The sequence below is a fragment of the Pseudomonas allokribbensis genome (assembly GCF_014863605.1).
GTDB lineage: Bacteria > Pseudomonadota > Gammaproteobacteria > Pseudomonadales > Pseudomonadaceae > Aquipseudomonas > Aquipseudomonas allokribbensis.
This window is the reverse complement of record NZ_CP062252.1, coordinates 1,954,332-1,978,581: the sequence shown is the minus strand read 5'-3', so window position 1 is coordinate 1,978,581 and position 24,250 is coordinate 1,954,332. Positions and strand designations below refer to the sequence as shown.

Here is a 24,250-nt window from a genome sequence, read left to right as displayed (position 1 = left end):
AGCATGACTTACAGGCTCAAGTCGCGATTCGAAGCCTTGAGAAACTCCTGCTTCAATTCGCCAAAGCTGTGCACCGCCGGAAACTGCGGGAATTCCCGAATCACGTTATCCGGCGCATGGAACAGAATCCCCGCATCCGCTTCGCCCAGCATGCTGGTGTCGTTGTAGGAATCCCCCGCCGCAATCACCCGGTAATACAAGCTTTTGAAGGCCAGGACCGACTGACGTTTCGGATCTTTCTGACGCAACTGATAGCTCGTCACCCGCCCGCTTTCGTCAGTAATCAGACGGTGGCAGAGCAAGGTCGGGAAGCCCAGTTGACGCATCAGCGGCTGGGAAAACTCATAAAACGTGTCCGACAGAATCACCACCTGAAACCGCTCGCGCAGCCAGTTGACGAACTCCACCGCACCGTCCAGCGGCTTGAGGGTGGCGATCACTTCCTGAATGTCTGAAAGCTTGAGGCCATGCTCGTCGAGGATGCGCAGGCGCTGTTTCATCAGCACGTCGTAGTCGGGAATGTCCCGGGTGGTGGCCTTGAGCGATTCGATTCCGGTTTTTTCGGCGAAGGCGATCCAGATTTCCGGTACCAGCACCCCTTCAAGATCAAGACAGGCAATTTCCACAGGACACTCCGTTTGTAATGTTTATTGAGTCGAGCGAGCCCGAACTCTAGCGGCTCGTTCCGGGCCACGCAACGCAGAGTGGCCCCCGGCCTGCGCCGCTTTTTGTTAACATCGCCGCCATATAGAGCGCCCAGCGCCACCGACCTGTAGGAAGCCGCCCTGATGAGCCCAACGTTCGACGTCGTGGAACTCGCCACGACCTATGCCAACAAATCCGCGCAAGACATCCTCAAGCTCGCGTTCGCCGAGTTCGGCGATGACCTGTGGATATCTTTCAGCGGCGCCGAGGATGTGGTGCTGGTGGACATGGCCTGGAAGCTGAACAAGAACGTCAAGGTGTTCAGTCTCGACACCGGCCGTCTGCACCCGGAAACCTATCGGTTCATCGACCAGGTGCGCGAGCACTACAAGATCGACATCGAACTGGTCTCGCCGGACTACACGAAACTCGAACCGTTCGTGAAGGAAAAAGGCCTGTTCAGCTTCTACAAGGACGGCCATGGCGAGTGCTGCGGCATCCGCAAGATCGAGCCGCTGCGCCGCAAACTGTCCGGTGTCAAAGCCTGGGCCACCGGCCAGCGCCGCGACCAGAGCCCTGGCACCCGCAGCGCGGTCGCGGTAATGGAAATCGACAGCGCGTTCTCCACCCCGGAGCGCACCCTGTACAAGTTCAACCCGCTGGCGCAGATGACCAGCGAGGAAATCTGGGGCTACATCCGCATGCTGGAGCTGCCGTACAACAGCCTGCATGAGCGCGGTTTCATCAGCATCGGCTGCGAACCGTGCACCCGCCCTGTGCTGCCAAACCAGCACGAGCGCGAAGGCCGATGGTGGTGGGAAGAGGCGACCCAGAAAGAATGCGGGTTGCATGCGGGAAATATCATCAGCAAGGCGTAAACCGTTCGACCCACAGTTGTCTCTGCCAGACATGAAAAATGTGTACACACGAATGTCACCATCGGTGCCATTTATGTGTGCACTTTTCGTTTCTGCGCCCTGAAAAGTTACATCCCCCTCCCAAAGCGATCCCTTCCGGCGTCCGCCAAAATCCCTTCCGAAAAATAAATACCTGTTCGAACGGTCAATTTATATCGCCTGAATTTCAGCGACTTAGCTCCATTCAATAACTATTCGAAATCAACGGCGATTTTCATAGATCGCTGACTGGCACAGATCTGGCTTTAGTGCATACATGTTTTGTATACAAAACTGCAAAACATGAACCCACACTTTCGATCCGCAAGCCTGAAGCGCCCTATCCCGTACAGGCTGCAGATGCCCCGTAACCTGTGATGTTTCACCGCTGCGACGAAGATCTGCCGAGCCAGAGCGCTCATGCACAGTCATCGCGGCCCGAACATCAGGAGCCTGCCGGAATGCGTACGAGTCTCTCGAACAACAACATCGCGCTGAATCTGCCCTCCTCCTCAACCCTCGATCACACCGTGCCCGGTGATGGCATCGTCGAACCGCTGCAATTGAGCCCGCGTCTGCACAACCGTGACCTCGCACCGACCAAGGTCGAAGGACGGCGTTGGGGCAAATACAGCATTTTTGCCCTGTGGACCAACGATGTGCACAACATCGCCAACTACTCGTTTGCCATCGGTCTGTACGCCCTGGGCCTGGGCGGCTGGCAGATTCTGCTGTCGCTGGGGATCGGCGCGGCGCTGGTGTATTTCTTCATGAACCTGTCCGGTTACATGGGGCAGAAAACCGGGGTGCCGTTTCCGGTTATCAGCCGGATCAGTTTCGGTATCCACGGGGCGCAGATTCCTGCGCTGATCCGGGCAATTATCGCCATCGCCTGGTTCGGGATTCAGACGTACCTGGCGTCGGTGGTGTTTCGCGTATTGCTCACGGCAGTTCACCCCGGTTTCGCCGACTACGACCACAACTCGATCCTCGGCCTGTCGAGCCTGGGCTGGGTGTGTTTCGTGGCGATCTGGTTCGTGCAGTTGGGGATTCTGGCCTACGGCATGGAGATGGTTCGTCGCTACGAAGCCTTCGCCGGGCCGGTGATTCTGCTGACCGTCGCCTGCCTCGCCGCGTGGATGTACACCCAGGCCAACGCGACCATCGCCTGGTCGATCCGCGAACCGCTGACCGGCGGCGAGATGTGGCGCAACATTTTTGCCGGCGGCGCCTTGTGGCTAGCGATCTACGGCACGCTGATCCTCAACTTCTGCGACTTCGCCCGTTCTTCGCCGTGCCGCAAAACCATCAAGGTCGGAAACTTCTGGGGCCTGCCGGTAAATATTCTGGTGTTCGCCGGGATCACCGTCCTGCTGTGCGGAGCGCAATTTCAGATCAACGGCCGGATCATCGAAAGCCCGACCGAAATCATCGCCTCGATCCCCAACACGTTCTTTCTGGTGCTCGGTTGCCTGGCGTTCCTGATCGTCACCGTGGCGGTGAACATCATGGCCAACTTTGTCGCCCCGGCCTTCGTACTGAGCAACCTGGCGCCGAAGTACCTGACCTTCCGCCGCGCCGGGCTGATCAGCGCAACGATTGCTGTGCTGATCCTGCCGTGGAATCTCTACAACAGCCCGCTGGTGATCGTGTATTTCCTGTCCGGCCTCGGCGCCCTGCTCGGCCCGCTGTACGGCGTGATCATGGTCGACTACTGGCTGATCCGCAAAGGCCGGATCCACGTACCGCAGTTGTACAGCGAAGACCCGAACGGCGCGTATTACTACAGCCGCGGGGTCAATCTGCGGGCGGTGGCGGCGTTCATTCCGGCCGCGCTGATCGCCATCGTCCTGGCATTGGTGCCGGGCTTCCACAGCGTTTCGCCCTTCTCCTGGCTGATCGGTGCCGGGATCGCCGGAATGCTCTACCTGATCATCGCCAAACGCCAACCGCACTACGCCGATGTGGACGGTAAAGCCATCGCCGTCGACAACGTCAGCCACTGAAACTTTTGGCGGCCCTTCGCGGGGCCGCAGAACCAACCGTAATAAGGACTTCCCATGCGTATTCTCGTGGTCAACGTCAACACCACCGAATCCATCACTCAGGCCATCGCCCGCTCGGCACAGGCTGTGGCTTCCCCCGGCACCGAGATCGTCGGCCTCACGCCGTACTTCGGCGCCGATTCGGTGGAAGGTAATTTCGAAAGTTACCTGGCCGCCATCGCCGTGATGGACCGGGTGATGTCCTACGACCAGCCGTTCGACGCGGTGATCCAGGCCGGCTACGGCGAGCACGGCCGTGAAGGTTTGCAGGAGTTGCTCAACGTGCCCGTGGTGGACATCACCGATGCGGCCGCCAGCACCGCGATGTTTCTCGGCCACGCCTATTCGGTGGTCACCACGCTGGATCGCACCGTTCCGCTGATTGAGGATCGGCTGAAACTGTCCGGTCTGTGGGATCGCTGCGCTTCGGTGCGCGCCAGCGGACTTGCAGTGCTGGAACTGGAACATGAACCACAACGGGCGCTGGAAGCGATCGTCCATCAGGCCGAACTGGCGGTGACTCAGGATAAAGCGGAAGTGATCTGCCTCGGTTGCGGCGGCATGGCGGGGCTCGATGAGAAGATCCGTCAGCGTACCGGCGTGCCGGTGATCGATGGCGTCACCGCCGCTGTGACCATCGCCGAATCGCTGGTGCGCCTGGGCCTGTCGACGTCCAAGGTGCGCACGTATGCAACGCCACGGCCGAAAACCATCATCGGCTGGCCAGCACGTTTTGCGCGTTGAACCGCTCTGCGAGACCCTGGGTTGAAAACTGCTCGATGATGAAGTCGACAAACGCCCGGGTCTTGCCCGGCAACAGTTTGTGTTCGGCGTAATAAATGGAGATGTTGCCGTCGTCGACGTACCAGTCGGGCAAGACTCGCTGCAACGTTCCCGCCTCAAGATAACTGACGGCAAACGGCATGCTGACCAGTGCAATCCCCAGCCCCTGCGCCGCCGTGGCGCAGGCGGCTTCGGAATCGCTCATGGTCATTCGCGCCTTGAGGGTCAGCGGGCTGTGCTGCTGGGTGCGATGCGTCAACTGCCAGGAACGCACGCGACCGGTCTGCGGTGAGCGGATCAGGATGCCCTCGTGCAGTTTGAGGTCGTCCGGTTCGCTGATCGGCGCGTGCCGGTCCAGATAATCCGCAGAAGCCACCAACACCCGATGCGCCGGCGTCAGCCTGCGCGCCACCACGCCTTGTGGCAGCTCGAAGCCACCGCCAATCGCCGCATCGAACCCCTGGCCGATCAGATCGACCTGTCGGTTATCGAAGTGCCAGTCCGGGTTGATCGCCGGAAACCTTGTCAGGAACTCACCCAGCAACGGCACGATGTACAAGCGGCCGAACACCGTGCCCATGCTGACCTTCAACGTTCCCGCCGGTTGACCACCGGCACTGGCCAGATTGTTCACCGCGTTCTGGATGGTGGTCAGGCTGCCGCTGACCTCACTCAGAAACAGTTGCCCCGCTTCCGTCAGGGTCAATCTTCGGGTGCTACGCTGGAACAGCCTCACGCCGAGGCGCGCTTCCAGTTTCGCCACGTTTTTACCCACCGCGGCCGGTGTCAGGCTCAGGCGGCGCGCAGCCTCGGCAAAGCTGCCGACTTCGGCGCTACGCACGAAGCATTCGATACTGCTGAAGGTTTCCATAGCCGCCACTATAAACTTTTGGTTTACACAGACTATAGCAACCACGGTCTACCCGCCTATGGGCGAGGGGCAGATACTCGACACCACAACAAGGCAGCCTGCCTTGAAATTTCTGGAGATCGAACATGACCACTCAACACCTCAGCGGTAAAGTCGCTCTGATTCAAGGCGGCTCTCGCGGCATCGGTGCCGCCATCGTCAAACGCCTGGCCGCTGAAGGCGCCGCGGTTGCCTTTACTTACGTCAGCTCCGCTGCCAAGGCTGAAGAACTGCAAAACAGCATCACCGCTACCGGCGGCAAAGCCCTGGCGATCAAGGCTGACAGCGCCGACGCCAGCGCCATCCGCAACGCCGTGAACGCGACGGTCGAAACCTTTGGCCGCCTCGACATCCTGGTCAACAACGCTGGTGTGCTGGCCGTCGCCCCGCTGGAAGACTTCAAACTGGAAGACTTCGACCAGACCCTGGCAATCAACGTGCGCAGCGTGTTCATCGCCAGTCAGGAAGCCGCCAAACACATGGGCGAAGGCTCACGCATCATCAACATCGGCAGCACCAACGCCGACCGCATGCCCTTCGCCGGTGGCGGCGTGTATGCGATGAGCAAATCCGCGCTGGTCGGCCTGACCAAAGGCCTGGCCCGCGACCTCGGCCCACGCGGCATCACCATCAACAACGTGCAGCCCGGCCCGGTGGACACTGACATGAACCCGGCCCACGGTGACTTTGCCGAAAGCCTGATTCCGCTGATGGCGGTCGGTCGTTACGGCAAAGCCGAGGAAATCGCCAGCTTCGTCGCCTACCTCGCAGGCCCGGAAGCCGGTTACATCACCGGTGCCAGCCTGAGCATCGACGGTGGTTTCGGCGCCTGATTGATCAGATTGTCGATAACGAAAAACGCCGCCCCTCCTTTAACTGAGGGGCGGCGTTTTTTTGTCTGCGGTTTGATCAGGCCCAGTCCAGCGCCGGCAACCCGCATGCACTCGGCGTGAACGCTTTCAACGTACGAAGAATCCCGTCGGCGTGTGCGTATTTTTCATCGGCCATGGCCGCATCGGGAATCGCGATGGCGGTCATGCCCGCGGCTTTCGCTGCCGTCACGCCGAACGGCGAATCCTCGAACACCAGGCAATCTTCCGGCGCCACACCGAGACGGCGAGCGGCAGTGAGGAAAATGTCCGGTGCTGGTTTGGCCGCGCCAACTTCCGGGTCATCCGCTGTGACGATGAAGTCGAACAACGCGAACCAGTCGCGGTGCAAGGTGGTTTTCTGACCGAACGACTGGCGCGACGAACTGGTACCGACCGCAATCGGAATGTTGTGCGCCTTGAGATGACGAATCAGCTCCTCGGCCCCCGGCATGGCTTGCGCAGTCGGAAAACGCTCGCGCATCAGCGGCTCGCGAATCACCAGAAACTCTTCGGCAGTGATCGGCAGGTCCAGCGCTTCGACCACGTAGCGCGCCAGATCGCCTGCACCGCGACCGATGATGTTCTGCTTGATGCTCCAGTCGAAAGTGCGCCCGTAACGCGCGGCAATCAGCGAGGTGACCTCGGTGTAGATGCCCTCGGTGTCCAGCAGCAAACCGTCCATATCGAAAATCACGGCCTTGATCGGGCCGAACGCCTTCAGCGGTGCATTCATCATCGGATCCGTTATCAAAAACATCCCAGGCGGCATCGGGCACCGCTGCTCGGATCTGATTAAAGGGTTCAGCAGCATAACGAGCGCCGCCGAGGTTGAGCAACGGGCAATGTCGGTTGTCCGCCGAACGTTGCCAGGCACATTTAGAGAATTGTCCTACAGACATCGCCTACTTGCCTGACTTCTTTCCTGTTTGATCCCCCGCAAAGTTTCGCGCCATCCCCTTGATGCGCGCGAGTGACTGCGAATGCTTCCATCCAATCGGCTCCTGTACCTGAACAACAGCATTGGTTTGCTGGTGGTCGCTGCGCTGAATCCTGACCAGCCCGACGTCGAAACGCTGTTTCAGGAGTTCCGCCTCTGCCTCAACGACTATGAAGGCTGGGCGGAGCAGTTCTGGACAGGAACAGCGCTGGATGTCGACCAGGTGTTCGAGGTCGGCAACGATGTTCGGCTCAGTGCACCGGTTGCCAGCCGAAAACCCATCAGTTCCTCCGTGGCCATGTGTTCCGCCACTGGCTCCCTGACGCTGGTGCACATGTTCGAAGCCGCGCGCTTCGTTCCGATCGGTGACACGCCGGTGGTCCTTGAACCAGTCATTTCCGATGTCGACGGCATTCTGGGTTTTGGCGAACCACGGCACTACACCATTGGCCCCAGCGGCATTCTCAAGATCGACGATTGCGACCGGGGCCAGCGTTATCGCATCACCTTCTTTCCCGATGTTTCCAGTTCGCATGTCCAGACGCTGTACGCCTCGTATCAGGGCCTTATCGATGGTCTGGAAGGCTGGCTACGTGAGGAATGGAAAGGGTTTCAACCGCAGTGGACGGAGTTTTCCAGCGCCGGTTTCACCGAGCGTTACGGGCAGTTGCAACAGGCTGACTGGCGCGGTTTCGAAACGGCCCTGAACGGTGTCTGGGATGACGTGAAGCAACTGTTCGCCCTGCTCGCCGACTGGCAGGCCAACAGCGAAAAACTTCTGCAGTACCTGTCCAGCGTCGAGCTGGAAACCTTGCTCGAGGCCTCTTCCGAGGCCATCGCCAATGGCTTGCTGATGCTCAGCGACGAGCCGCTGCTGTTCATCCATCTGGCGGCCTTCACCAGTTGGCTGAAGATGTTGCCCCCGCAGTATCTGGCCGAGGTGGTGGCTGAAGTTCGGGCCGAGTTGCTGGTCAGTTTTCTGCTGATGTGCGTGTCGGGTGGCATGGGTGTGCCGCTGCGCTTGAGTGCCAAGGTACTTGGCAAGGTCAAGTCGCCGCGTGCCCGGGAGTGGCTGGCGGCGTCGGCGTTACGGTTGGCGGAGCTGACTTCGGCGCCCGATCTGACCCGGCATGCGAGCGCTTTGAAACCGCTGATGATCAATGCACGTCCGGCACCGCTGCGGCCGACACCTGCCATTCCGCTGGAGATTCGCACGGCGGATGCGCTGGTACTGACGGTGCCCAATCCGGCGGCCATTGCACGTAACAAGTCCCACGGCACGACGCGAATGGAGCGGCATGAGCCTCGCGACGATGCTTCGGCTCAAGCGAAAAATCCTAACGGCGACAGCGCCGATTGCGCACCGCTGACCTGTACCAATGGCTGTCCGGTGTCAATGGTCACAGGCGAAGAGCTGCTGACGCTGACCGATGGCGTGCTTGATGGGCTATTGCCGTTCGAGTTCAGCCGGTTGTATCGCACCAGCGCGGCCGAGATTGATGTTGGGCTGGGGTTTGGCTGGAGCCATTCGCTGGCGCATCGGCTGGAGGTCGATGGCGCTTCGGTGGTCTGGGTTGACCATGAGAACCGGCGGACGCGGTTTCCCCTGCCGAGTGTCGAGCGGCCGGCGATTCACAACAGTTTGTCGCGGGCGGCGATCTTTCTCGGGGATGAGCCCGAGGAGTTGATCGTTGCGCTGGCGGGTGAGGCGGCGCGGTTTTATCACTTTCGGGCTGGGCGTCTGACGTTCATCAGTGATGCCTACGGCAACCGGTTGCGGATTACGCGTGATCGTCAGGATCGGATTGAGCGGCTGGATAACGGCGTCGGACGTTCGCTGCTGTTGCGTTACGAGCGGGCGCATCTGGTCGCCGTCGATTATCAGGTTTTTTGTGAGTCTGTTTGGCGCACCGAGCAGACGCTGGTCAGCTACCGCTTTGATGCCCGTCATCGACTGATCGAAGCGACCAACTCCGTCGGCGAAAGCGAGCGTTACGACTACGACGACCAGCACGTCATCCTGCAACGACAGTTGAGTGGCGGAGCGAGCTTCTTCTGGGAGTGGGAACGTACCGGCAAGGCGGCGCGTTGCGTGCGGCACTGGGCGTCGTTTTCGCAGATGGACACGCGTTACGTCTGGGATGACGCCGGCAGCGTCACCGTGCAGTACGTCGACGGTCGCGAAGAGGTTTACGTCCACGACGACACCGCGCGGCTGGTGCGTCAGGTCGCCGCCGATGGTGGCGAGCAGCTCAAGGCCTACGATTCGGCGGGCCGGCTGATCGCCGAGCAGGATGCGCTGGGGGCGGTCACCGAGTACCGCTACGACGACGTTGGACGGTTAGTGGCGCTGATTCCGCCGGACGATGCGCCGACGTCCTACGAATACCGCAACGGTTTCCTGCACAGCCGTTCGCGTGGCGATGCGGTGTGGACGTACCGGCGTAATGCTCAGGGGGATATCACCGAAGCGGTCGATCCCGATGGCCATGTCACTCATTACCACCACGACGCGCAGGGGCGGTTGCTGTCGATCCGTTATCCGGACAGTGGTCGCCATGTGTTCGTGTGGAATGACCTTGGCCAGTTGGTTGAGGAAAGCCTGCCCGACGGTGGCGTTCGGAAGTTTTCCTACGACGCGTTGGGGCGGCGGATTACTGCGCAGGACGAACATGGCGCGGTCACCCGCCATGTGTGGGACGCCGTTGGCCGGCTGATCCAGACCACCTCGCCGAATGGCGCCACTCGCGCCAGGTCCTACAGCGCCTACGGTCAGATCACCGCCGAGCGCGATGAGCTGGGGCGAATCACCCGCTACGAGTATGACGTCGACCTGCACCTGGTCAGCCGGCGGATCAACCCCGACGGCACGCGGCTGCAGTACCGCTACGACCATGCGCAGTTGTTGCTGACGGAGATCGAGAACGAATCCGGGGAAAAATACCGGCTGGACTACACGCCCACCGGATTGATCCGACAGGAAACCGGCTTCGATGGCCGGCGCACCGCCTATGCCTACGACCGCAACGGTCACCTGCTGGAGAAGACCGAGTTCGGCGATGACGGCTCGACGCTGGTCACTGGCTACCAACGTGATGCTGCCGGGCGCCTGCTGCTCAAGACCCTGCCCGACGCCAGCACGGTTGAATACCGCTACGACCGCCTCGGTCGGCTGGTCGGTGTGGATGACGGCCAAAATCACCCGCTGGCCTTCGAATACGACCTGCAGGATCGTCTGGTCCGCGAGCATCAGGGTTGGGGCACCTTGCGTTATGCCTACGACGCCTGCGGCCAGCTCAGCCGGATGCGTCTGCCGGACAACAGCAAGCTCGATTACCACTACGCCAAGGGCGGCGCGCTGACCGCGATCGACCTCAACGGCGCCTTGCTCACCCGTCACGTCTACCAGAACGGCCGCGAACAGCAGCGCCAACAGGGTTTGCTGCTCAGCGAATACGCCTACGACGAACAGGGCCGCTTACGCGCTCACGCGGTAGGCCATCAACGCAGTGCGCTGTACCGCCGCGACTTTGCCTACAGCGCCAACGGCAACCTCGAACACATCGCCGACACCCGCCACGGCCAGCGCAGCTACCAGTACGACGCCCTCGACCGGCTGATCCGTGTGCGCCACACCCGCGACGATGTGCCGGAAAACTTCGCCCACGACCCGGCCGGCAACCTGCTGCTGCAGGACCGTCCGGGATCCACACACATCAAAGGCAACCGCCTGCTGATGCAGGGCGACCGCCATTACGACTACGACGCCTTCGGCAACCTGATCCGCGAACGCCGTGGCCGCGCCCAACAACTCGTCACCGAATACCGCTACGACAGCCAGCATCGCCTGATCGGCCTCACCCGCCCGGATGGCAAAACCGCGACCTACCAATACGACGCCTTCGGCCGCCGCATCCGCAAAACCGTCGACGGCCAGAGCACCGAGTTTTTCTGGCAAGGCGACCACCTGATCGCCGAAAGCAGCAAAGAACAACACCGCAGCTTCATCTACGAACCCGGCACCTTCCGCCCGCTGGCGCTGCTCGACGGCAAAGGCCCGAAACGCGCCTGCCCGTTCTACTACCAGCTCGACCACCTCGGTACCCCGCAGGAACTGACGGATTACAGCGGCGACATCGTCTGGTCAGCCAAATACAGCGCCTACGGCAAGGTCACTTCACTGGAGCTGGCGACCGAGGATTACCTCGACCAGCCGCTACGGTTTCAGGGTCAGTACTTCGATGCGGAAAGCGGGCTGCATTACAACCGGCACCGGTATTACGACCCGGACGCTGGGCGGTATCTGACGCCGGATCCGGTGAAGCTGGCGGGTGGGTTGAATCAGTACCAGTACGTGCCGAATCCGACGGGGTGGGTGGATCCGTTGGGGTTGAGCTCCAACTGTCCTCCAAAAGGTGAACGCTCAGCCATTTGCCCCAATCCGGGTGAACCTGAGCAGCCAGACACCTCAAGACGAGGAGCATTCAGACAGGCAAAAGCGGATGCTGGGATTCCGAGGGGTCAGCAGCCGGACATACAGATAGACAAGGTAAATGGACGCCAGCGTCAATATACTTACACGAACATGACTAATAAAAGTGGCAAAAATATTCTATCCAGCACCGGGATGCCGATCCCGACCAGACAGTACATGTTCACTAGAGAGGACGGATTCATTGTGATACTGCAAGACCATACTGCCGGTCACAAATTCGGAGCAACCAACAAAAAAGGCGACCAAGGCCCTCACTTTAACGTTCGACCTGCAGATGATCCGAGAAATGGAAAGGTTGAAAATACACATGAACACTACCCATTCAGGAGGTAAACATGCAGTACTGGAACAACCTTGAGGGGAGCACTTTTTTTTCTATGGTGTTCAGCAATCGCATCGAAATTGGGGAAATAAAGCTGTTCTCCTTAGATATTGATAGCAATCAGTCCTTGGTAACTATGGCCTTCGACATAAGGGAAGTACCCGACAAACCGCCAAGAAAGTGGCAATCAGCTCAATACAACGCTTGCCGAATTGGAATCACCTGCAGCGAGGTTGAGAGCATTACGATTAAAAACCTCCCGACCAATGCCCCATTGAAATTGACAATCCTTGAAAATGGCCTCCGATTTAAAGTATCGGCCATTTCGGAGCATTCTGCCATTGAGTTCACGACATCATTTCTGAGCCTTAGAGACCCCTCAGTTTATTTAACTCAGACTCCTTTTTGATTAGTAGGGTTTATCCAATTGATGGGCACTAACCGGAAAGGTTAAGCGAAATTTGCTTTCGTGGGCACCAACACGAATGATGAAATGACGACTCTACACACCAAAAGTGGAAAAGAGTTTTGGCGGACAATTAATGGTAATGCACAAGATAAAACAGTGAGGCCTGCTCATGACTAAGACACACAAAGCATTGGTCGTCGAAATAGACCCGTTCGTAGAAGACGCTATTTTGCTGGTTTTTGAGGGCGTTGAAGTCAGGTGCTTCGCAAGCTACAGCCCTTCGAAAATTGATGTCGGAAAAACTTACGAAGCTGAGTTCGAAATGGTGTTGTCTGGTGAGGAATTTGTATCAGCTACACCATGCGAAAAAATGCAGATCAAAATGCTCGGTAGTGGATTCCCCTGTGAGGTTTATGGCTACCTGGATGGCGAGGTTTTCCGGTCGTTTGTTGATTTTATGGATCAGGACATCCACTACGAATACCCACATCTGAATGGGCAGTTCGTCAAAATTAACGCGGACAGAATTGATGTCTCGTTTGTTCGATAGCGAATGGCGGGGTTAAACCACTGCTCACTCCCCTAGCGCTCTCAATAGAATTTCCAATATTCAACGAAACGAGTGCCCATCACTCATCATCATCAAAATCCTCATACTCAAGCTCCTCCCCCTCACCCTCCCAAAGCGGAACCGTCGCGTCATCCATCAACGACCCCGGATCTTCATTCCCCGGATCATTGATAAACGGCAATCCACCCGGGCCTTTTTCTTCCTTGCCTTCGGTTTCGGGAGTCATGGCGCACCTCATCAATCGCATTCGTATACGACGTTCGAAAAGTATGGTCGCTAATCGTTCCTGCGCCTGACACGCAGGCACAAAAAACCCGGCATCAAGCCGGGCTTCTGTAGAACCGATCATTCAATGATGACGATTCTTGTGTTTGTACTTGTGCTTATGGCCGCCCCCAGAGTGCGATCTACCACCATCGTCACCCAGGTTGTTGCCGACCGCGCCACCCGCCGCGCCACCCAATCCTGCGCCGATGGCCGAACCGGTGGAGCCGCCGAGGCTGTTGCCGAGCACTGAGCCGCCAGCGGCGCCGAGACCACCGCCAATCGCGGCTTCCGTACGATTGCGCTTGTTCGCCCCGACGGCACTGCCGGCCGCACCGCCCACGCCAGCACCAACCGCCGCACCGGTGCTGCCGCCGAGCTGACCGCCGACCACATTACCCAGCACACCGCCCAGCCCACCACCGACAGCCGCGGAACCATCGCCGGCAGCCATGGCGCCTTGAGCCACGAGCAGTCCAATAACCAACGCAGTTGCAGTTAAAGTCGAGCGCATACAGACCTCACAGGTCCCGGATCGGGACGGTATGCCCGGAGAGGGGCTATGTGAGATTGGAGGCGCATTCAGGGAAAACGTTCAGCAACGAAAAGGCCCGGCATCAAGCCGGGCCTTTTCAGACATGCATTCGCAATCAGTGACGCTTGTGACCTTTGGACAGATTGCTGCCTACCGCGCCGCCAGCTGCGCCACCCAGGCCGGCACCGATGGTTGCACCAGTCTTGCCGCCCAGGCTGTTACCGATCACCGAACCACCTGCCGCGCCGACACCGCCGCCAATGGCCGCTTTGGTACGGGCACCTTTCTTGGCAGCCAATGCACTACCGGCCGCACCCGCTACACCAGCACCAATCGCTGCACCGGTGCTGCCGCCCATTTTCTGGCCGACCACATTACCCAACGCGCCACCCAGACCGCCACCCAGTGCGGCGGTACCGTCGCCAGCCATTGCACCTTGAGCAACCAGAAGCCCCAGAACCAGAGCAGGCAGAGTTAAACGCATGACGAAAACCTCAACAGAAGGAAGAAAAAAGGGCGCAGATTGAATGCTGTTGCCGCGGTAAAGTCCAGCGTCGCAACGCACTTGGCGCCGATTGGACAGCGATTATGGAAAAGGTTTTATGGCAGGCAAAAAAAAGCCCGCTGGGGAGACGGGCTGGAGACTTGCTTTCTAACGGATGGCTTCACCCTACGTAGACCGGTGTGAAAAGTTTGTGAAAGAAACCAGACGAATCCGCAATTTCTGTAGGACGTTTCTTTCTGAAAAACACGGATAAAAAACCCCGCTCATTGGCGGGGTTCTTTGGCATCCGGATTACTTCCTGGAACGTGTCGTCACCTTGGGCAGAAATTTCGCTTTCGGCCCCTTGGGTGCTGTCGACTTGATCTTGCCGGTCTGCACCGGATCTTCGCCAAAGCCCGCCTGGTACTCGGTCTGGCCACAGCGCACGCAATTGTTGAATGGAAATTCAGCCCCGTCGTCTTCGATGTACGGATCAGTCATCTCTTCACCCCTTTCAAAAGCGGGTCGATACCGGCAAGACCCTTTTGCCTGAAAAAATATCGACCTCCAAGGCTTTTGAGACTAGCCGGTCATTCCTGGACTTGTGATTCAGATCGCCCAGAGCCCGACGAATGGCCTACAAAAAGCTCGGCGCGAAGATGAACCGCTGGTCCCACAGAGCTAAAGATTCTCGATGACTGGCCGTTGCCCTTTTTCCTACGCAATGAATCTCAAGGAGAGAACATGGAAATCAAAGGATTCCCACCGATGCCTGTTGTAAAGCTCACGGACGAGCAGATCGCCGCCGGTAAAGCCGCGGCGGAAAAATTCAAGGAGAAGCTTGCCTCAGGTGAGATCGTCATCAAGCCGCTGGACGGACCTAGTCCGGTGCAGCCTGGCAAACCTGGCGTCATCTACTATCCAGACCCGGTTCAGCCTGGCCAGTCCACCGGCACTCCACTCGTCGCGATCGACACTCCACTGACCTACGACTCGAAAGGCACCGTCCTGCTCAAGCCGCAGGGCTGATTGTCAGTAACGAGCCCATTCACTTGAATGGGCTCACAAGCGGAAACCGATGCTCAGCGCAACTTGACCGCCGTGCCGGTCGCGAACACCACAACCATACCGCCCTTCCCCGCCGGCATGCTGATCTCGAAATCCACCCCGACCACCGCATCCGCCTGCAACGCCCGCGCCCGCTCCTTGATCTCGTCAGTCGCTTGAACACGCGCCTCCTTCAACGCCCGCTCCAGCGTCTGCGAACGCCCGCCAAAAAAGTCCCGCATCCCGGCGAACATATCGCGAATCACATTCACGCCCTGCACCGACTCGGCACTGACAATGTCCAGATACGCCGTGATCTGCCGGCCTTCGATGGAGTGGGTAGTGGAAATGATCATGGAAGTCGTCCTTTTACATACAGATAAAACCGCGATTGTACCGCCCCGGCAAAATGAAGCCGAACCCGTCTCTGTGACCAAAGAAATCCGGACACCAGAATGCACAAAACCCCTGGCCTCTTTCGAAACCAGGGGTTTTGTTTACATGAATCTATGGGTAGCGGAACGACCTGGCGGACGAGGGCTGCGTGCCTTTGATGGCAACGACGGGGATACGCAGTTCGGGTTGCGTGATGTCATAGAGCTGCAGTTCACAACCGTCCCCCCGATCCACGAAGACAAACTCCGCCAGATAGACCTTTTGTTTCTCGGGAATAAAGGCACTTGTGATCGGCCCACAGGAGTAAGACGACGGGACGGTCGGATTGGCGGTTAGCTTTTTCTCATACTTGTTCTTCGACGGGTTGAATACATAGTCTTCGTTATAAAGAGTCCGATAGCCCGGTGCCGGAACCTGACTGCTGATCGTCGATGAGCCGCCCACTTGCAGAACCTGGCCAGGATCGGCCTGCATTTCCAATTGGGGGAAACGCTTGGAGACCGCGCTGTCTAGACGACTGAACCATCCGCCGACTTTACTGCGAAACGGTTTGACTACCGTCCCCAAATGATCGGGACGCCTGTCCGGGTCATTACCTCGAATCACTTCAAAATCTACCGGATTGGCCGTATCGCCTGATGCCTGCATGATCACTTTGGCGTGCTGATCATCGACGACAACCTTCTTCTGCTCGAGCATGATGCCGTCTGTCCAGAGTGTCGGCGCAGAACTGCGAGAGTCGGAGCCGCAGCCGCACAACCCCAAAAATAGAACCATCGTGACAATTGTCTTCACTGCGCTTCCCTGCGTTGAACTGCCGATGACCTTCCAGGCAAGTAGCGTTTCCTGAGGGCGATAACAAAACGCCACTATCGCGCAAAAACATAACCAAAGGGAACTGCCGATACGCGGGAATTTCACCCACATTCATTGGAAACTCAAAAGCCGCGCCTGCTTTTTACTCAGCGAAATGGTGCGCCAGTCCCATACTGTTCCCATATCGCCTTTTTCCAGACGCCAAAAACCACAAACACCCGACTTTCTCTAGGAAAATCAGGGGTTTGTGTTTACTGAATGTGGCGGTGAAGGAGAGATTCGAACTCTCGATACAGTTTCCTGTATACACACTTTCCAGGCGTGCTCCTTAAGCCACTCGGACACTTCACCGTATCTCTTCAAACATGTTCTGTCTGTCGAGGCGCGCTAATGTAGTCGAAAGCTTTTCTGATGGCAAACTTTTTTTCAGAATTTTCATGCGGTTAAGAGAAAAAGTCGTTTCTGCTATCGATGGGCATGGCGATCCGGCCAATCTCGGGTGGGCGTGGCCCTTCTATATAGGCGCGCAAGCGTTTGCCGTGGGCACGTTGCGGCGCATCAGCCGGTCGAGGGTGACCGGCGAGTCAGTCACAGCGCTTTACCTGACCGGCGACGGTGGGTAACGTCTGCCCATCTTTCTTATAAGGAATTGCGCCATGAGCGACCTGATTGCCTACCACCTCGAAGACGGTATCGCGACCCTGACCCTGAGCAACGGCAAGGTCAACGCCATTTCCCCGGACGTGATCGCGGCCTTCAACGCGGCGCTGGATCAGGCGGTGGCGGATCGCGCCATTGTGATCATTACCGGTCAGCCGGGCATTCTCTCCGGCGGCTACGACTTGAAGGTAATGACCGCCGGCCCTAAAGAAGCCGTGTCGCTGGTGACTGCCGGTTCGACCCTCGCCCGTCGCCTGCTGTCTCACCCGTTCCCGGTGATCGTTGCCTGCCCGGGTCATGCCGTGGCCAAAGGTGCGTTCATTCTGTTGTCCGCCGATTACCGGATCGGCGTCGACGGTCCGTTCAGCATTGGTCTGAACGAAGTGCAGATCGGCATGACCATGCACCACGCCGGCATCGAGCTGGCCCGTGATCGCCTGCGCCGCTCGGCCTTCCATCGCTCGGTGATCAACGGCGAAATGTTTGATCCACAAAGTGCTGTGGATGCCGGTTTCCTCGACAAGGTTGTTTCGGCCGAAGAGCTGCAAGGTGCCGCCCTCGCCGCTGCGCGTCAGTTGAAGAAGATCAACATGACCGCGCACAAGAACACCAAGTTGAAAGTACGCAAAGCGCTGCTGGAAACCCTGGACAACGCGATCATTCAGGATCAGGAACACCTGGGCTGAACCCGCTTCGCTCCTTTATAGAAAAGCCCGACCGTCGTGTCGGGCTTTTTCTTGCACGCACGTTTCAAAACTCCGCAGCTGCTCTAGGACGCCTCTGACCGACAAGTCGGAAACATGCGCTTAAACATCGCCCATCTCCTGACTCTATAGCGGCAATTGCCGAAAACAGTGCACATCCGTACACTGCGCCACCTTTTGTCCCGGTGGGGCCTGAAAATGCTGTTCGTGTTTCGTATGTTATTGATGGGCCTGCACTTTATTCTGGCGGGTGTGCTCGGGGTGATCCTCGGGCTGTGCCGGCCATTCAATCCGGACAACAGTCGTCTGTGCGCCCGACTGTACGCACTGCCGGCCATGTGCATCCTGCGCCTGCGAGTGAAGGCCGACGTCGGTCAGCTGATGAGCAAGCCTGACAGCTGCGTGATCATCGCCAACCATCAGTCCAACTACGACCTGTTCGTGTTCGGCAATGTGGTGCCGCGACGGACGGTGTGCATTGGCAAAAAGAGTCTGAAATGGGTGCCGTTGTTCGGGCAGTTGTTCTGGCTGGCCGGCAACGTGTTGATCGATCGTGGGAACGCGCACAAGGCGCGCCAGTCGATGCTGACGACCACCGACACCTTGCAGCACAAAGACACGTCGATCTGGGTCTTCCCGGAAGGCACGCGCAACCTGGGTGAAGAACTGCTGCCGTTCAAGAAAGGCGCGTTCCAGATGGCCATCGCCGCCGGTGTGCCGATCGTTCCAGTGTGTGTCAGCAGCTACATCAAGCACATGCGCTTGAACCGCTGGCGCAGCGGGAAAATTCTCATCCGTTCGCTGCCGGCAATTCCTACCGCCGGCCTGACCATGGACGACATGCCCATGCTCATCACCCAGTGCCGCGAGCAGATGCGCGAATGCATCGATGCAATGGATCGGCAACTTCAAGCTGCGTGAAAAAGAAACCCGCCCTGTGCGGGTTTTCTTTTGCCCGGTGAACTGTGCAGATTTCACTGACTCTCAAGCAGCGACACGGCTAAGCTGAAGCCATGTCTCCCCTGCCATCTGCCAATAAGAAGTGAACCACCACCATGGGTCGAGTTGTTGCTGCTGCGGTTTACAGCGCCGGTAAGAAAGTCACCAATATTTCCCTCGACGAAGGCGCCGCCTGGGCCGCCAAGACCGGGCACTTCGTCTGGATCGGCCTCGAAGAGCCGAATGCCCAGGAGCTGGCCAACCTGCAACGCCAGTTCAACCTGCACGAACTGGCCATCGAAGACGCCCTGGAAAAACACAGTCGCCCAAAACTGGAAACCTTCGGCGACGCCCTGTTCATCGTCACCTACTCCCCCGTGCGCGAGCACGGCATCCTGCAGTTCATCGAAACCCACATCTTCGCCGGCAAGGGCTACATCATCACTGCCCGCAACGGCCATTCGGCGTCCTACGCCCATGTCCGTCAGCGCTGTGAGGCGCGGCCGCTGTTGCTGGAGCACGGGGAAGATTTCGTACTGTATGCGTTGCTGGATTTCGTCATCGAAAACTATCAGCCGGTGGGTGAAGCGATCCACGCCGAGATCGATGAACTGGAGCGCAACGTGTTGTGTAGCGCGCTGAATGAGCACGACATCCAGAAGCTTCATGGCCTGCGCCGCGATGTTTTGCGCTTGCGTCGATACGCGGCGCCGATGGTGGAAATCGGCGAGGAACTGCAGAAGCTGAGCTTCCCGTTCATCGACAAGAACATGCGTCCTTACTTCAGGGATGTGCAGATCCATGTCACGCGGCAGATGGAAGACCTGACCACCCTGGCCGACATTGCGAGCCAGACCATCGAGATCGGTGTGTTGCTGGAGGCGTCACGCCAAAGCGTGGTGCAGCGCAAGTTTGCGGCATGGGCAGCGATTCTGGCGTTCCCGACGGCGGTCGCCGGGATCTACGGGATGAACTTCCAGAACATGCCGGAGCTGAGCTGGCACTACGGCTATTTCGCCGTGCTGAGCTTTATCACGGTGGGCTGCGTGGGACTGTGGGCGAGCTTCAAGAAATCGGGCTGGCTGTAGGTTAAAAAAAACGCCCCCGTGTACGGCACGGGGGCGTTTGGGTTCAAGCGGCGTTCGGTTTGTGCGCCACGAAACGCATCATCCATTCGGCCACCGTGGCGCCGTGGTGATCGTTTTCAAGGCTGGCCACGCCCTTGCTGTAGATCTGCTCGCCCAGTGCTTCCTGGCGAAGTTCCAGCAGTGCCCGCGAGTAATCGTGAATGAATTCCGGATGCCCCTGGAAGCACAGCACCTGATCGTTGATGTGGTACGCGGCGAACGGGCAGAAATCGCTGGAGGCGATCACCGTGGCGTTCTCCGGCAGTGCCGTCACCTGATCCTGGTGGCTGATCAGCAGTGTCAGTTCTTCACGCACCGGGTTCATCCAAGGTGCCTTGGCCGCCAGTTTGTAGTTGTGAATGCCGACGCCCCAACCCTGGGTCGCGCGCTCGCTCTTGCCGCCCAGCAGCAGCGCCAGCAGTTGATGGCCGAAGCACACGCCGAGCAGTTTGTCGCCACGCTCATAGCGGGTCAGCAGGTACTGCTTGAGGGTCTGGATCCACGGGTCGGTGCCGAACGAGTCGGCCTTGCTGCCAGTGACCAGGTACGCATCGAACGTCAGGTCATCACTCGGATAATCGCCCTGCATCACGTTGTACACCGTGAACTCGGCGGCGATCGGCTGTTGCGAGAACAGGCGCTGGAACATCTGCCCGTAACCCTGATATTGATCGACCAGTTCCGGACGCAGGATGTCGGTTTCCAGAATGCAGATGCGTAGCGACATAAAAAATACCTGACACGTGATGGGAATAATGCACACCCCAGAGCCTGCCTTGAAACCACCCGGCAAGGCAAGCCCCGAAATGCGTCCCCGCCCGTTAGAACAACTCGCCCTTCGCAGCCTTTTCCAGCAGCAGCGCTGGCGGCGCGAAACGTTCGCCGTATTGCTCAGCCAGGTACTGCGCCCGCGCGACAAAGTCCTTCACGCCATATTGATTGATGAACTGCAACGCGCCGCCCGTCCATGCCGCGAAACCGATGCCGAAGATCGAGCCGACGTTGGCGTCCGCCGTCGAGGTCAGCACGCCCTCCTCCACACAGCGCACGGTTTCGATGGCCTGTACAAACAGCAACCGGTCACGCACATCCTTCGGCGAAATCTGCCCGTCGGCTGTCTCGAAACGGGATTTCAGCTCGGGCCACAGATGTTTCTGGCCTCCCGCCGGGTACTCGTAAAAACCGCCTCCCGCCGCCTTGCCCGGCCGCTTGTATTCGTTGAGCAGCAAGTCAATCACGGCGAACGCCGGGTGCTCAATCAGCGGTTTCCCTTCCGCTTGCAGGTCTTTGGCCGTTTGCTGACGGATATGGCTCATCAGGCTGAGGGAAACTTCGTCAGAGATCGCCAGAGGCCCGATGGGCATGCCGGCCTTGCGTGCTTCGGTCTCGATCATCGGCGCGCTGACGCCTTCGCCGAGCATGGCAATGCCTTCGTTGGTGAAGGTGCCAAACACCCGCGAGGTGAAGAAGCCGCGACTGTCGTTGACCACGATCGGCGTTTTCTTGATTTGCAGGACGAAATCGAACCCGCGTGCGAGGGTTTCATCGCTGGTTTTCGCGCCTTTGATGATTTCTACCAACGGCATTTTTTCCACCGGACTGAAGAAGTGCAGGCCGATGAACTTGCTCTGATCCGGCACCGCAGCCGCCAGGCCGGTGATAGGCAAGGTCGAAGTATTGGAGGCGATCACCGCGTCGGCACCGACCACCTGTTGCGCCGCTGCCGAGACTTTGGCCTTGAGCTGACGATCCTCGAACACCGCTTCGATGATCAGATCGCAACCCGCCAGATCGGCATCGCTTTCAGTGGTCTGGATCCGCGCCAGCACCGCTTCACGCTGCTGCGCAGACATTTGCCCGCGAGCGACTTTCTTGTCCAGCAGTGCCGCCGAATGCGCCTTGCCCTTTTCGGCGGCAGCGAGATTGATGTCCTTGAGCACCACGTCGATCCCGGCCGAGGCGCTGACATAGGCGATGCCGGCGCCCATCATGCCCGCCCCGAGGACGCCCACGCGTTTCGTCACATAAGGCGCAAAGCCCTGCGGACGCGAACCGCCGGCATTGATTTCATTGAGCTGGAACCAGAAGGTCCCGATCAGGTTTTTCGAGATCTGGCCGGTGGTCAGTTCGGTGAAGTAGCGGGTCTCGATCAGGTGTGCGGTATCGAAATCCACCTGCGCGCCTTCCACCGCTGCGCAGAGAATCTTCTCCGGCGCCGGCAACGTGCCCTGGGTTTTGCTGCGCAGGATCGACGGCGCAATCGCCAGCATCTGCGCGACTTTCGGGTTCGACGGTGTGCCGCCGGGGATCTGATAGCCCTTCACATCCCAACGCTGCACGGCCGCAGGGTTGGCCAGAATCCAGGCCCGGGCCTTGGCCAGCAGCTCATCGCGGTCCACCGCCAGTTCATCGATCAAACCGGCCTGCAACGCCTGCTGCGGACGGACTTTCTTGCCTTCGAGCAGATACGGCAGGGCTTTTTCGATGCCGAGCATGCGCACCATCCGCACCACGCCACCACCGCCCGGCAACAGGCCGAGGGTCACTTCCGGCAGGCCGAGCTGCACCGAAGCATCGTCCAGCGCCACGCGGTGGTGGCAGGCCAGGCAGATTTCCCAGCCACCGCCGAGCGCCGCGCCGTTGATCGCCGCGACCACCGGTTTGCCGAGGGTTTCCAGGGTGCGCAACTGGCCCTTGAGGGTCAGCACCATGTCGTAGAAAGCCTTGGCTTCAGGCTTGCCGACCTTGATCAGTTCATTCAGGTCGCCGCCGGCGAAGAAGGTCTTTTTGGCCGAAGTGATGATCACCCCGGCGATGTCATCTTTTTCCGCGATCAGTCGGGCGACGCTGTCGGCCATGGCCTCGCGGTACACCGCGTTCATGGTGTTGGCGCTCTGGCCCGGCATGTCGATGGTCAGGAGGACGATGCCGTCCTGGCCTTTTTCGTAACGAATGGCTTGGGTCATGACAAGATTCCTTGGGGTCAGAGGCGTTCGATGATGGTGGCGATGCCCATGCCGCCGCCGACGCACAGCGTCGCCAGGCCATAGCGCAGGCGCCGGGCTTCCAGTTCATCGAGCAAGGTGCCGAGAATCGCGCAACCGGTGGCGCCCAGCGGATGGCCCATCGCAATCGAGCCGCCATTGACGTTGACCTTGTCCGGGTCGACGGCCATGTCCTTGATGAATTTCAGCACCACCGAGGCGAACGCCTCGTTGACTTCAAACAGGTCGATGTCTTCCACCCGCAGCCCGGCCTTGGCCAGCGCCTTGCGAGTGGCCGGCGCCGGGCCGGTGAGCATGATGGTCGGGTCGGTACTGGTGACCGCCGTGGCGACAATCCGCGCCCGAGGTTGCAGACCCAACGCCCGGCCCTTGGCTTCGGAACCGATAAGCATCAGCGCCGCGCCGTCGACGATGCCCGAGCTGTTGCCCGGCGTGTGCACATGGTTGATGCGCTCGACATGGCTGTAGACCCGCAGCGCCGTGGCGTCGAAGCCCATCTGGCCGATCATTTCGAAACTCGGCTTGAGCTTGCCCAAGCCTTCGAGGGTCGACTCGGCGCGAATGAACTCATCGTGATCGAGCAGAATGATGCCGTTCTGATCCTGCACCGGCACCAACGACTTGTTGAACGAACCGTCGGCCCGGGCGCGCGCGGCTTTCTGTTGCGAGTGCAAGGCGTAGGCATCGACGTCCTGACGGCTGAAGCCTTCAAGCGTGGCGATCAGGTCAGCACCGACGCCTTGAGGGGTGAAATGGCTGTGCAGGTTGGTCTGCGGGTCCAGCGCCCAGGCACCGCCATCACTGCCCATCGGTACGCGGGACATGGATTCGACACCGCCAACCACCACCAGGTCTTCGAACCCGGAGCGCACTTTCATCGCCCCCAGGTTCACCGCTTCCAGCCCCGAGGCGCAGAACCGGTTGATCTGCACGCCGGCAACGCTGACGTCCCAATCGGCCACCTGCACGGCGGTTTTCGCGATGTCCGAGCCTTGATCGCCAATCGGCGTGACACAACCGAGTACCACGTCATCGACCTGGCTGGTGTCCAGAGAAGTGCGCGCCTGCAAAGCGGTCAGCAGCCCGGCCACCAGGTTCACCGGTTTGACGCTGTGCAGCGAACCGTCAGCCTTGCCCCGGCCACGGGGCGTGCGTAACGCGTCGAAAATCAAAGCTTGGGTCATGGCGTTCTCGAACCTGTGCGGTGAGTGAAATTCGTGCCTCCACTCTTGGCCGGGACGGTCACGGATTCAATGACCACAGCGCTCAATGACGTTGACGCGCACGCTCAGACGGACGGTCATTCCCGGTCAGGTTAACCGGTTCAGGTCAGCGAGCTGTCTAGCAAAAGGGCGGCAAAGAAGCTGGCAATGGGCCTCATGCCTTTT

General features: G+C 59.2%; 23 protein-coding genes and 1 tRNA gene. 11 read left to right on the top strand and 13 right to left on the bottom strand.

All coding sequences use genetic code 11. From position 1 onward, the window contains the following. Positions 1-8: 8 nt before the first annotated feature. Positions 9-626: a bifunctional phosphoserine phosphatase/homoserine phosphotransferase ThrH gene (gene thrH, locus IF199_RS09155; RefSeq protein WP_096822532.1), complete on the bottom strand. Its 618-nt coding sequence runs from the start codon at positions 624-626 to the stop codon at positions 9-11. 162 nt (positions 627-788) lie between these two features. Between thrH and IF199_RS09150 the strand changes: the two genes are divergently transcribed. The 3 genes from IF199_RS09150 to IF199_RS09140 all read left to right on the top strand — a co-directional run bounded on the left by IF199_RS09150 (position 789) and on the right by IF199_RS09140 (position 4,330). Beyond that, the gene (locus IF199_RS09150) at positions 789-1,523 is read left to right on the top strand and encodes a phosphoadenylyl-sulfate reductase (protein WP_085711886.1); all 735 of its coding nucleotides are present in this window, start codon (positions 789-791) and stop codon (positions 1,521-1,523) included. 479 nt (positions 1,524-2,002) lie between these two features. After that, positions 2,003-3,547: an NCS1 family nucleobase:cation symporter-1 gene (locus IF199_RS09145; protein ID WP_192560157.1), complete on the top strand. Its 1,545-nt coding sequence runs from the start codon at positions 2,003-2,005 to the stop codon at positions 3,545-3,547. Positions 3,548-3,601: 54 nt separating this feature from the next. Next, a complete protein-coding gene (locus IF199_RS09140; RefSeq protein ID WP_085711883.1) occupies positions 3,602-4,330 on the top strand; it encodes an aspartate/glutamate racemase family protein in 729 nt (242 codons plus the stop codon). On the opposite strand, the gene IF199_RS09135 is transcribed toward IF199_RS09140, so the two are convergent. Beyond that, entirely contained in the window at positions 4,299-5,240 is a 942-nt protein-coding gene (locus IF199_RS09135) for a LysR family transcriptional regulator (RefSeq protein WP_192560156.1), read from the bottom strand. The two genes, IF199_RS09140 and IF199_RS09135, sit on opposite strands and share 32 nt — an antisense overlap. Before the next feature lie 125 nt (positions 5,241-5,365). Here IF199_RS09135 and IF199_RS09130 point away from each other — a divergent pair, with 125 nt between their 5' ends. Beyond that, positions 5,366-6,112 carry a 3-oxoacyl-ACP reductase family protein gene (locus IF199_RS09130; RefSeq protein WP_096822535.1) on the top strand — a complete coding sequence of 249 codons (747 nt, stop codon included), beginning with the start codon at positions 5,366-5,368 and terminating at the stop codon, positions 6,110-6,112. A 76-nt stretch (positions 6,113-6,188) separates the two neighbouring features. Here IF199_RS09130 and IF199_RS09125 read toward each other — a convergent pair whose 3' ends face one another. Beyond that, positions 6,189-6,884: an HAD-IA family hydrolase gene (locus IF199_RS09125; RefSeq protein WP_039769963.1), complete on the bottom strand. Its 696-nt coding sequence runs from the start codon at positions 6,882-6,884 to the stop codon at positions 6,189-6,191. Positions 6,885-7,131: 247 nt separating this feature from the next. Here IF199_RS09125 and IF199_RS30485 point away from each other — a divergent pair, with 247 nt between their 5' ends. From IF199_RS30485 to IF199_RS09110, 3 genes are all read left to right on the top strand, one after another. Then, positions 7,132-11,916 (top strand): RHS repeat-associated core domain-containing protein, encoded by a 4,785-nt coding sequence (locus IF199_RS30485; protein WP_192560155.1) that lies wholly within the window; start codon positions 7,132-7,134, stop codon positions 11,914-11,916. Positions 11,917-11,918: 2 nt separating this feature from the next. Beyond that, positions 11,919-12,314 (top strand): Imm50 family immunity protein, encoded by a 396-nt coding sequence (locus IF199_RS09115; RefSeq protein ID WP_192560154.1) that lies wholly within the window; start codon positions 11,919-11,921, stop codon positions 12,312-12,314. A gap of 169 nt (positions 12,315-12,483) precedes the next feature. After that, positions 12,484-12,864: a hypothetical protein gene (locus tag IF199_RS09110; protein ID WP_192560153.1), complete on the top strand. Its 381-nt coding sequence runs from the start codon at positions 12,484-12,486 to the stop codon at positions 12,862-12,864. Between the two features lie 79 nt (positions 12,865-12,943). On the opposite strand, the gene IF199_RS09105 is transcribed toward IF199_RS09110, so the two are convergent. The 4 genes from IF199_RS09105 to IF199_RS09090 all read right to left on the bottom strand — a co-directional run bounded on the left by IF199_RS09105 (position 12,944) and on the right by IF199_RS09090 (position 14,669). Beyond that, positions 12,944-13,111 (bottom strand): hypothetical protein, encoded by a 168-nt coding sequence (locus IF199_RS09105; protein WP_192560152.1) that lies wholly within the window; start codon positions 13,109-13,111, stop codon positions 12,944-12,946. A gap of 123 nt (positions 13,112-13,234) precedes the next feature. Beyond that, positions 13,235-13,663 (bottom strand): glycine zipper domain-containing protein, encoded by a 429-nt coding sequence (locus IF199_RS09100; protein ID WP_096822966.1) that lies wholly within the window; start codon positions 13,661-13,663, stop codon positions 13,235-13,237. A 136-nt stretch (positions 13,664-13,799) separates the two neighbouring features. Further along, a complete protein-coding gene (locus IF199_RS09095; protein ID WP_039769955.1) occupies positions 13,800-14,168 on the bottom strand; it encodes a glycine zipper domain-containing protein in 369 nt (122 codons plus the stop codon). 312 nt (positions 14,169-14,480) lie between these two features. Further along, positions 14,481-14,669: a hypothetical protein gene (locus IF199_RS09090; RefSeq protein ID WP_085701198.1), complete on the bottom strand. Its 189-nt coding sequence runs from the start codon at positions 14,667-14,669 to the stop codon at positions 14,481-14,483. Positions 14,670-14,912: 243 nt separating this feature from the next. Between IF199_RS09090 and IF199_RS09085 the strand changes: the two genes are divergently transcribed. Continuing rightward, entirely contained in the window at positions 14,913-15,197 is a 285-nt protein-coding gene (locus IF199_RS09085) for a hypothetical protein (protein ID WP_102622495.1), read from the top strand. A 53-nt stretch (positions 15,198-15,250) separates the two neighbouring features. Here the strand turns inward: IF199_RS09085 and IF199_RS09080 are convergent, their stop codons facing one another. From IF199_RS09080 to IF199_RS09070, 3 genes are all read right to left on the bottom strand, one after another. Beyond that, positions 15,251-15,571, bottom strand: a complete 321-nt coding sequence (locus IF199_RS09080) for a YbjQ family protein (RefSeq protein ID WP_007959944.1) — start codon at positions 15,569-15,571, stop codon at positions 15,251-15,253. A 151-nt stretch (positions 15,572-15,722) separates the two neighbouring features. Continuing rightward, on the bottom strand, positions 15,723-16,532 hold the full coding sequence (locus IF199_RS09075; protein WP_244142448.1) for a hypothetical protein: 810 nt from the start codon (positions 16,530-16,532) through the stop codon (positions 15,723-15,725). Positions 16,533-16,688: 156 nt separating this feature from the next. Then, positions 16,689-16,778, bottom strand: a tRNA-Ser gene (locus IF199_RS09070). 305 nt (positions 16,779-17,083) lie between these two features. Between IF199_RS09070 and IF199_RS09065 the strand changes: the two genes are divergently transcribed. From IF199_RS09065 to IF199_RS09055, 3 genes are all read left to right on the top strand, one after another. Further along, a complete protein-coding gene (locus tag IF199_RS09065; RefSeq protein WP_085732367.1) occupies positions 17,084-17,773 on the top strand; it encodes a crotonase/enoyl-CoA hydratase family protein in 690 nt (229 codons plus the stop codon). A gap of 216 nt (positions 17,774-17,989) precedes the next feature. Further along, entirely contained in the window at positions 17,990-18,712 is a 723-nt protein-coding gene (locus IF199_RS09060) for a 1-acylglycerol-3-phosphate O-acyltransferase (RefSeq protein WP_096822964.1), read from the top strand. Positions 18,713-18,846: 134 nt separating this feature from the next. Further along, positions 18,847-19,818 carry a magnesium and cobalt transport protein CorA gene (locus IF199_RS09055; RefSeq protein ID WP_096822963.1) on the top strand — a complete coding sequence of 324 codons (972 nt, stop codon included), beginning with the start codon at positions 18,847-18,849 and terminating at the stop codon, positions 19,816-19,818. A 43-nt stretch (positions 19,819-19,861) separates the two neighbouring features. On the opposite strand, the gene IF199_RS09050 is transcribed toward IF199_RS09055, so the two are convergent. The 3 genes from IF199_RS09050 to IF199_RS09040 all read right to left on the bottom strand — a co-directional run bounded on the left by IF199_RS09050 (position 19,862) and on the right by IF199_RS09040 (position 24,046). Then, complete coding sequence (locus tag IF199_RS09050) at positions 19,862-20,584, bottom strand: amidotransferase (RefSeq protein WP_096822962.1); 723 nt, start codon at positions 20,582-20,584, stop codon at positions 19,862-19,864. 94 nt (positions 20,585-20,678) lie between these two features. After that, positions 20,679-22,823 (bottom strand): 3-hydroxyacyl-CoA dehydrogenase NAD-binding domain-containing protein, encoded by a 2,145-nt coding sequence (locus IF199_RS09045; RefSeq protein ID WP_192560151.1) that lies wholly within the window; start codon positions 22,821-22,823, stop codon positions 20,679-20,681. A gap of 17 nt (positions 22,824-22,840) precedes the next feature. Further along, entirely contained in the window at positions 22,841-24,046 is a 1,206-nt protein-coding gene (locus IF199_RS09040) for an acetyl-CoA C-acetyltransferase (RefSeq protein WP_102622499.1), read from the bottom strand. Between the last annotated feature and the right edge of the window lie 204 nt (positions 24,047-24,250).

Bases quoted from the DNA above. Each gene is read 5' to 3' on its own strand.
- IF199_RS09050 (WP_096822962.1), bottom strand. From the start codon at position 20,584: ATGTCGCTACGCATCTGCATTCTGGAAACCGACATCCTGCGTCCGGAA.
- IF199_RS09080 (WP_007959944.1), bottom strand. From the start codon at position 15,571: ATGATCATTTCCACTACCCACTCCATCGAAGGCCGGCAGATCACGGCG.
- IF199_RS09040 (WP_102622499.1), bottom strand. From the start codon at position 24,046: ATGACCCAAGCTTTGATTTTCGACGCGTTACGCACGCCCCGTGGCCGG.
- IF199_RS09115 (WP_192560154.1), top strand. From the start codon at position 11,919: ATGCAGTACTGGAACAACCTTGAGGGGAGCACTTTTTTTTCTATGGTG.
- IF199_RS09135 (WP_192560156.1), bottom strand. From the start codon at position 5,240: ATGGAAACCTTCAGCAGTATCGAATGCTTCGTGCGTAGCGCCGAAGTC.
- IF199_RS09150 (WP_085711886.1), top strand. From the start codon at position 789: ATGAGCCCAACGTTCGACGTCGTGGAACTCGCCACGACCTATGCCAAC.
- IF199_RS09100 (WP_096822966.1), bottom strand. From the start codon at position 13,663: ATGCGCTCGACTTTAACTGCAACTGCGTTGGTTATTGGACTGCTCGTG.
- IF199_RS09125 (WP_039769963.1), bottom strand. From the start codon at position 6,884: ATGAATGCACCGCTGAAGGCGTTCGGCCCGATCAAGGCCGTGATTTTC.
- IF199_RS09130 (WP_096822535.1), top strand. From the start codon at position 5,366: ATGACCACTCAACACCTCAGCGGTAAAGTCGCTCTGATTCAAGGCGGC.
- IF199_RS09105 (WP_192560152.1), bottom strand. From the start codon at position 13,111: ATGACTCCCGAAACCGAAGGCAAGGAAGAAAAAGGCCCGGGTGGATTG.
- IF199_RS09060 (WP_096822964.1), top strand. From the start codon at position 17,990: ATGCTGTTCGTGTTTCGTATGTTATTGATGGGCCTGCACTTTATTCTG.
- IF199_RS30485 (WP_192560155.1), top strand. From the start codon at position 7,132: ATGCTTCCATCCAATCGGCTCCTGTACCTGAACAACAGCATTGGTTTG.
- IF199_RS09065 (WP_085732367.1), top strand. From the start codon at position 17,084: ATGAGCGACCTGATTGCCTACCACCTCGAAGACGGTATCGCGACCCTG.
- IF199_RS09095 (WP_039769955.1), bottom strand. From the start codon at position 14,168: ATGCGTTTAACTCTGCCTGCTCTGGTTCTGGGGCTTCTGGTTGCTCAA.
- IF199_RS09110 (WP_192560153.1), top strand. From the start codon at position 12,484: ATGACTAAGACACACAAAGCATTGGTCGTCGAAATAGACCCGTTCGTA.
- IF199_RS09140 (WP_085711883.1), top strand. From the start codon at position 3,602: ATGCGTATTCTCGTGGTCAACGTCAACACCACCGAATCCATCACTCAG.
- IF199_RS09085 (WP_102622495.1), top strand. From the start codon at position 14,913: ATGGAAATCAAAGGATTCCCACCGATGCCTGTTGTAAAGCTCACGGAC.
- IF199_RS09055 (WP_096822963.1), top strand. From the start codon at position 18,847: ATGGGTCGAGTTGTTGCTGCTGCGGTTTACAGCGCCGGTAAGAAAGTC.
- IF199_RS09090 (WP_085701198.1), bottom strand. From the start codon at position 14,669: ATGACTGATCCGTACATCGAAGACGACGGGGCTGAATTTCCATTCAAC.
- IF199_RS09045 (WP_192560151.1), bottom strand. From the start codon at position 22,823: ATGACCCAAGCCATTCGTTACGAAAAAGGCCAGGACGGCATCGTCCTC.
- IF199_RS09145 (WP_192560157.1), top strand. From the start codon at position 2,003: ATGCGTACGAGTCTCTCGAACAACAACATCGCGCTGAATCTGCCCTCC.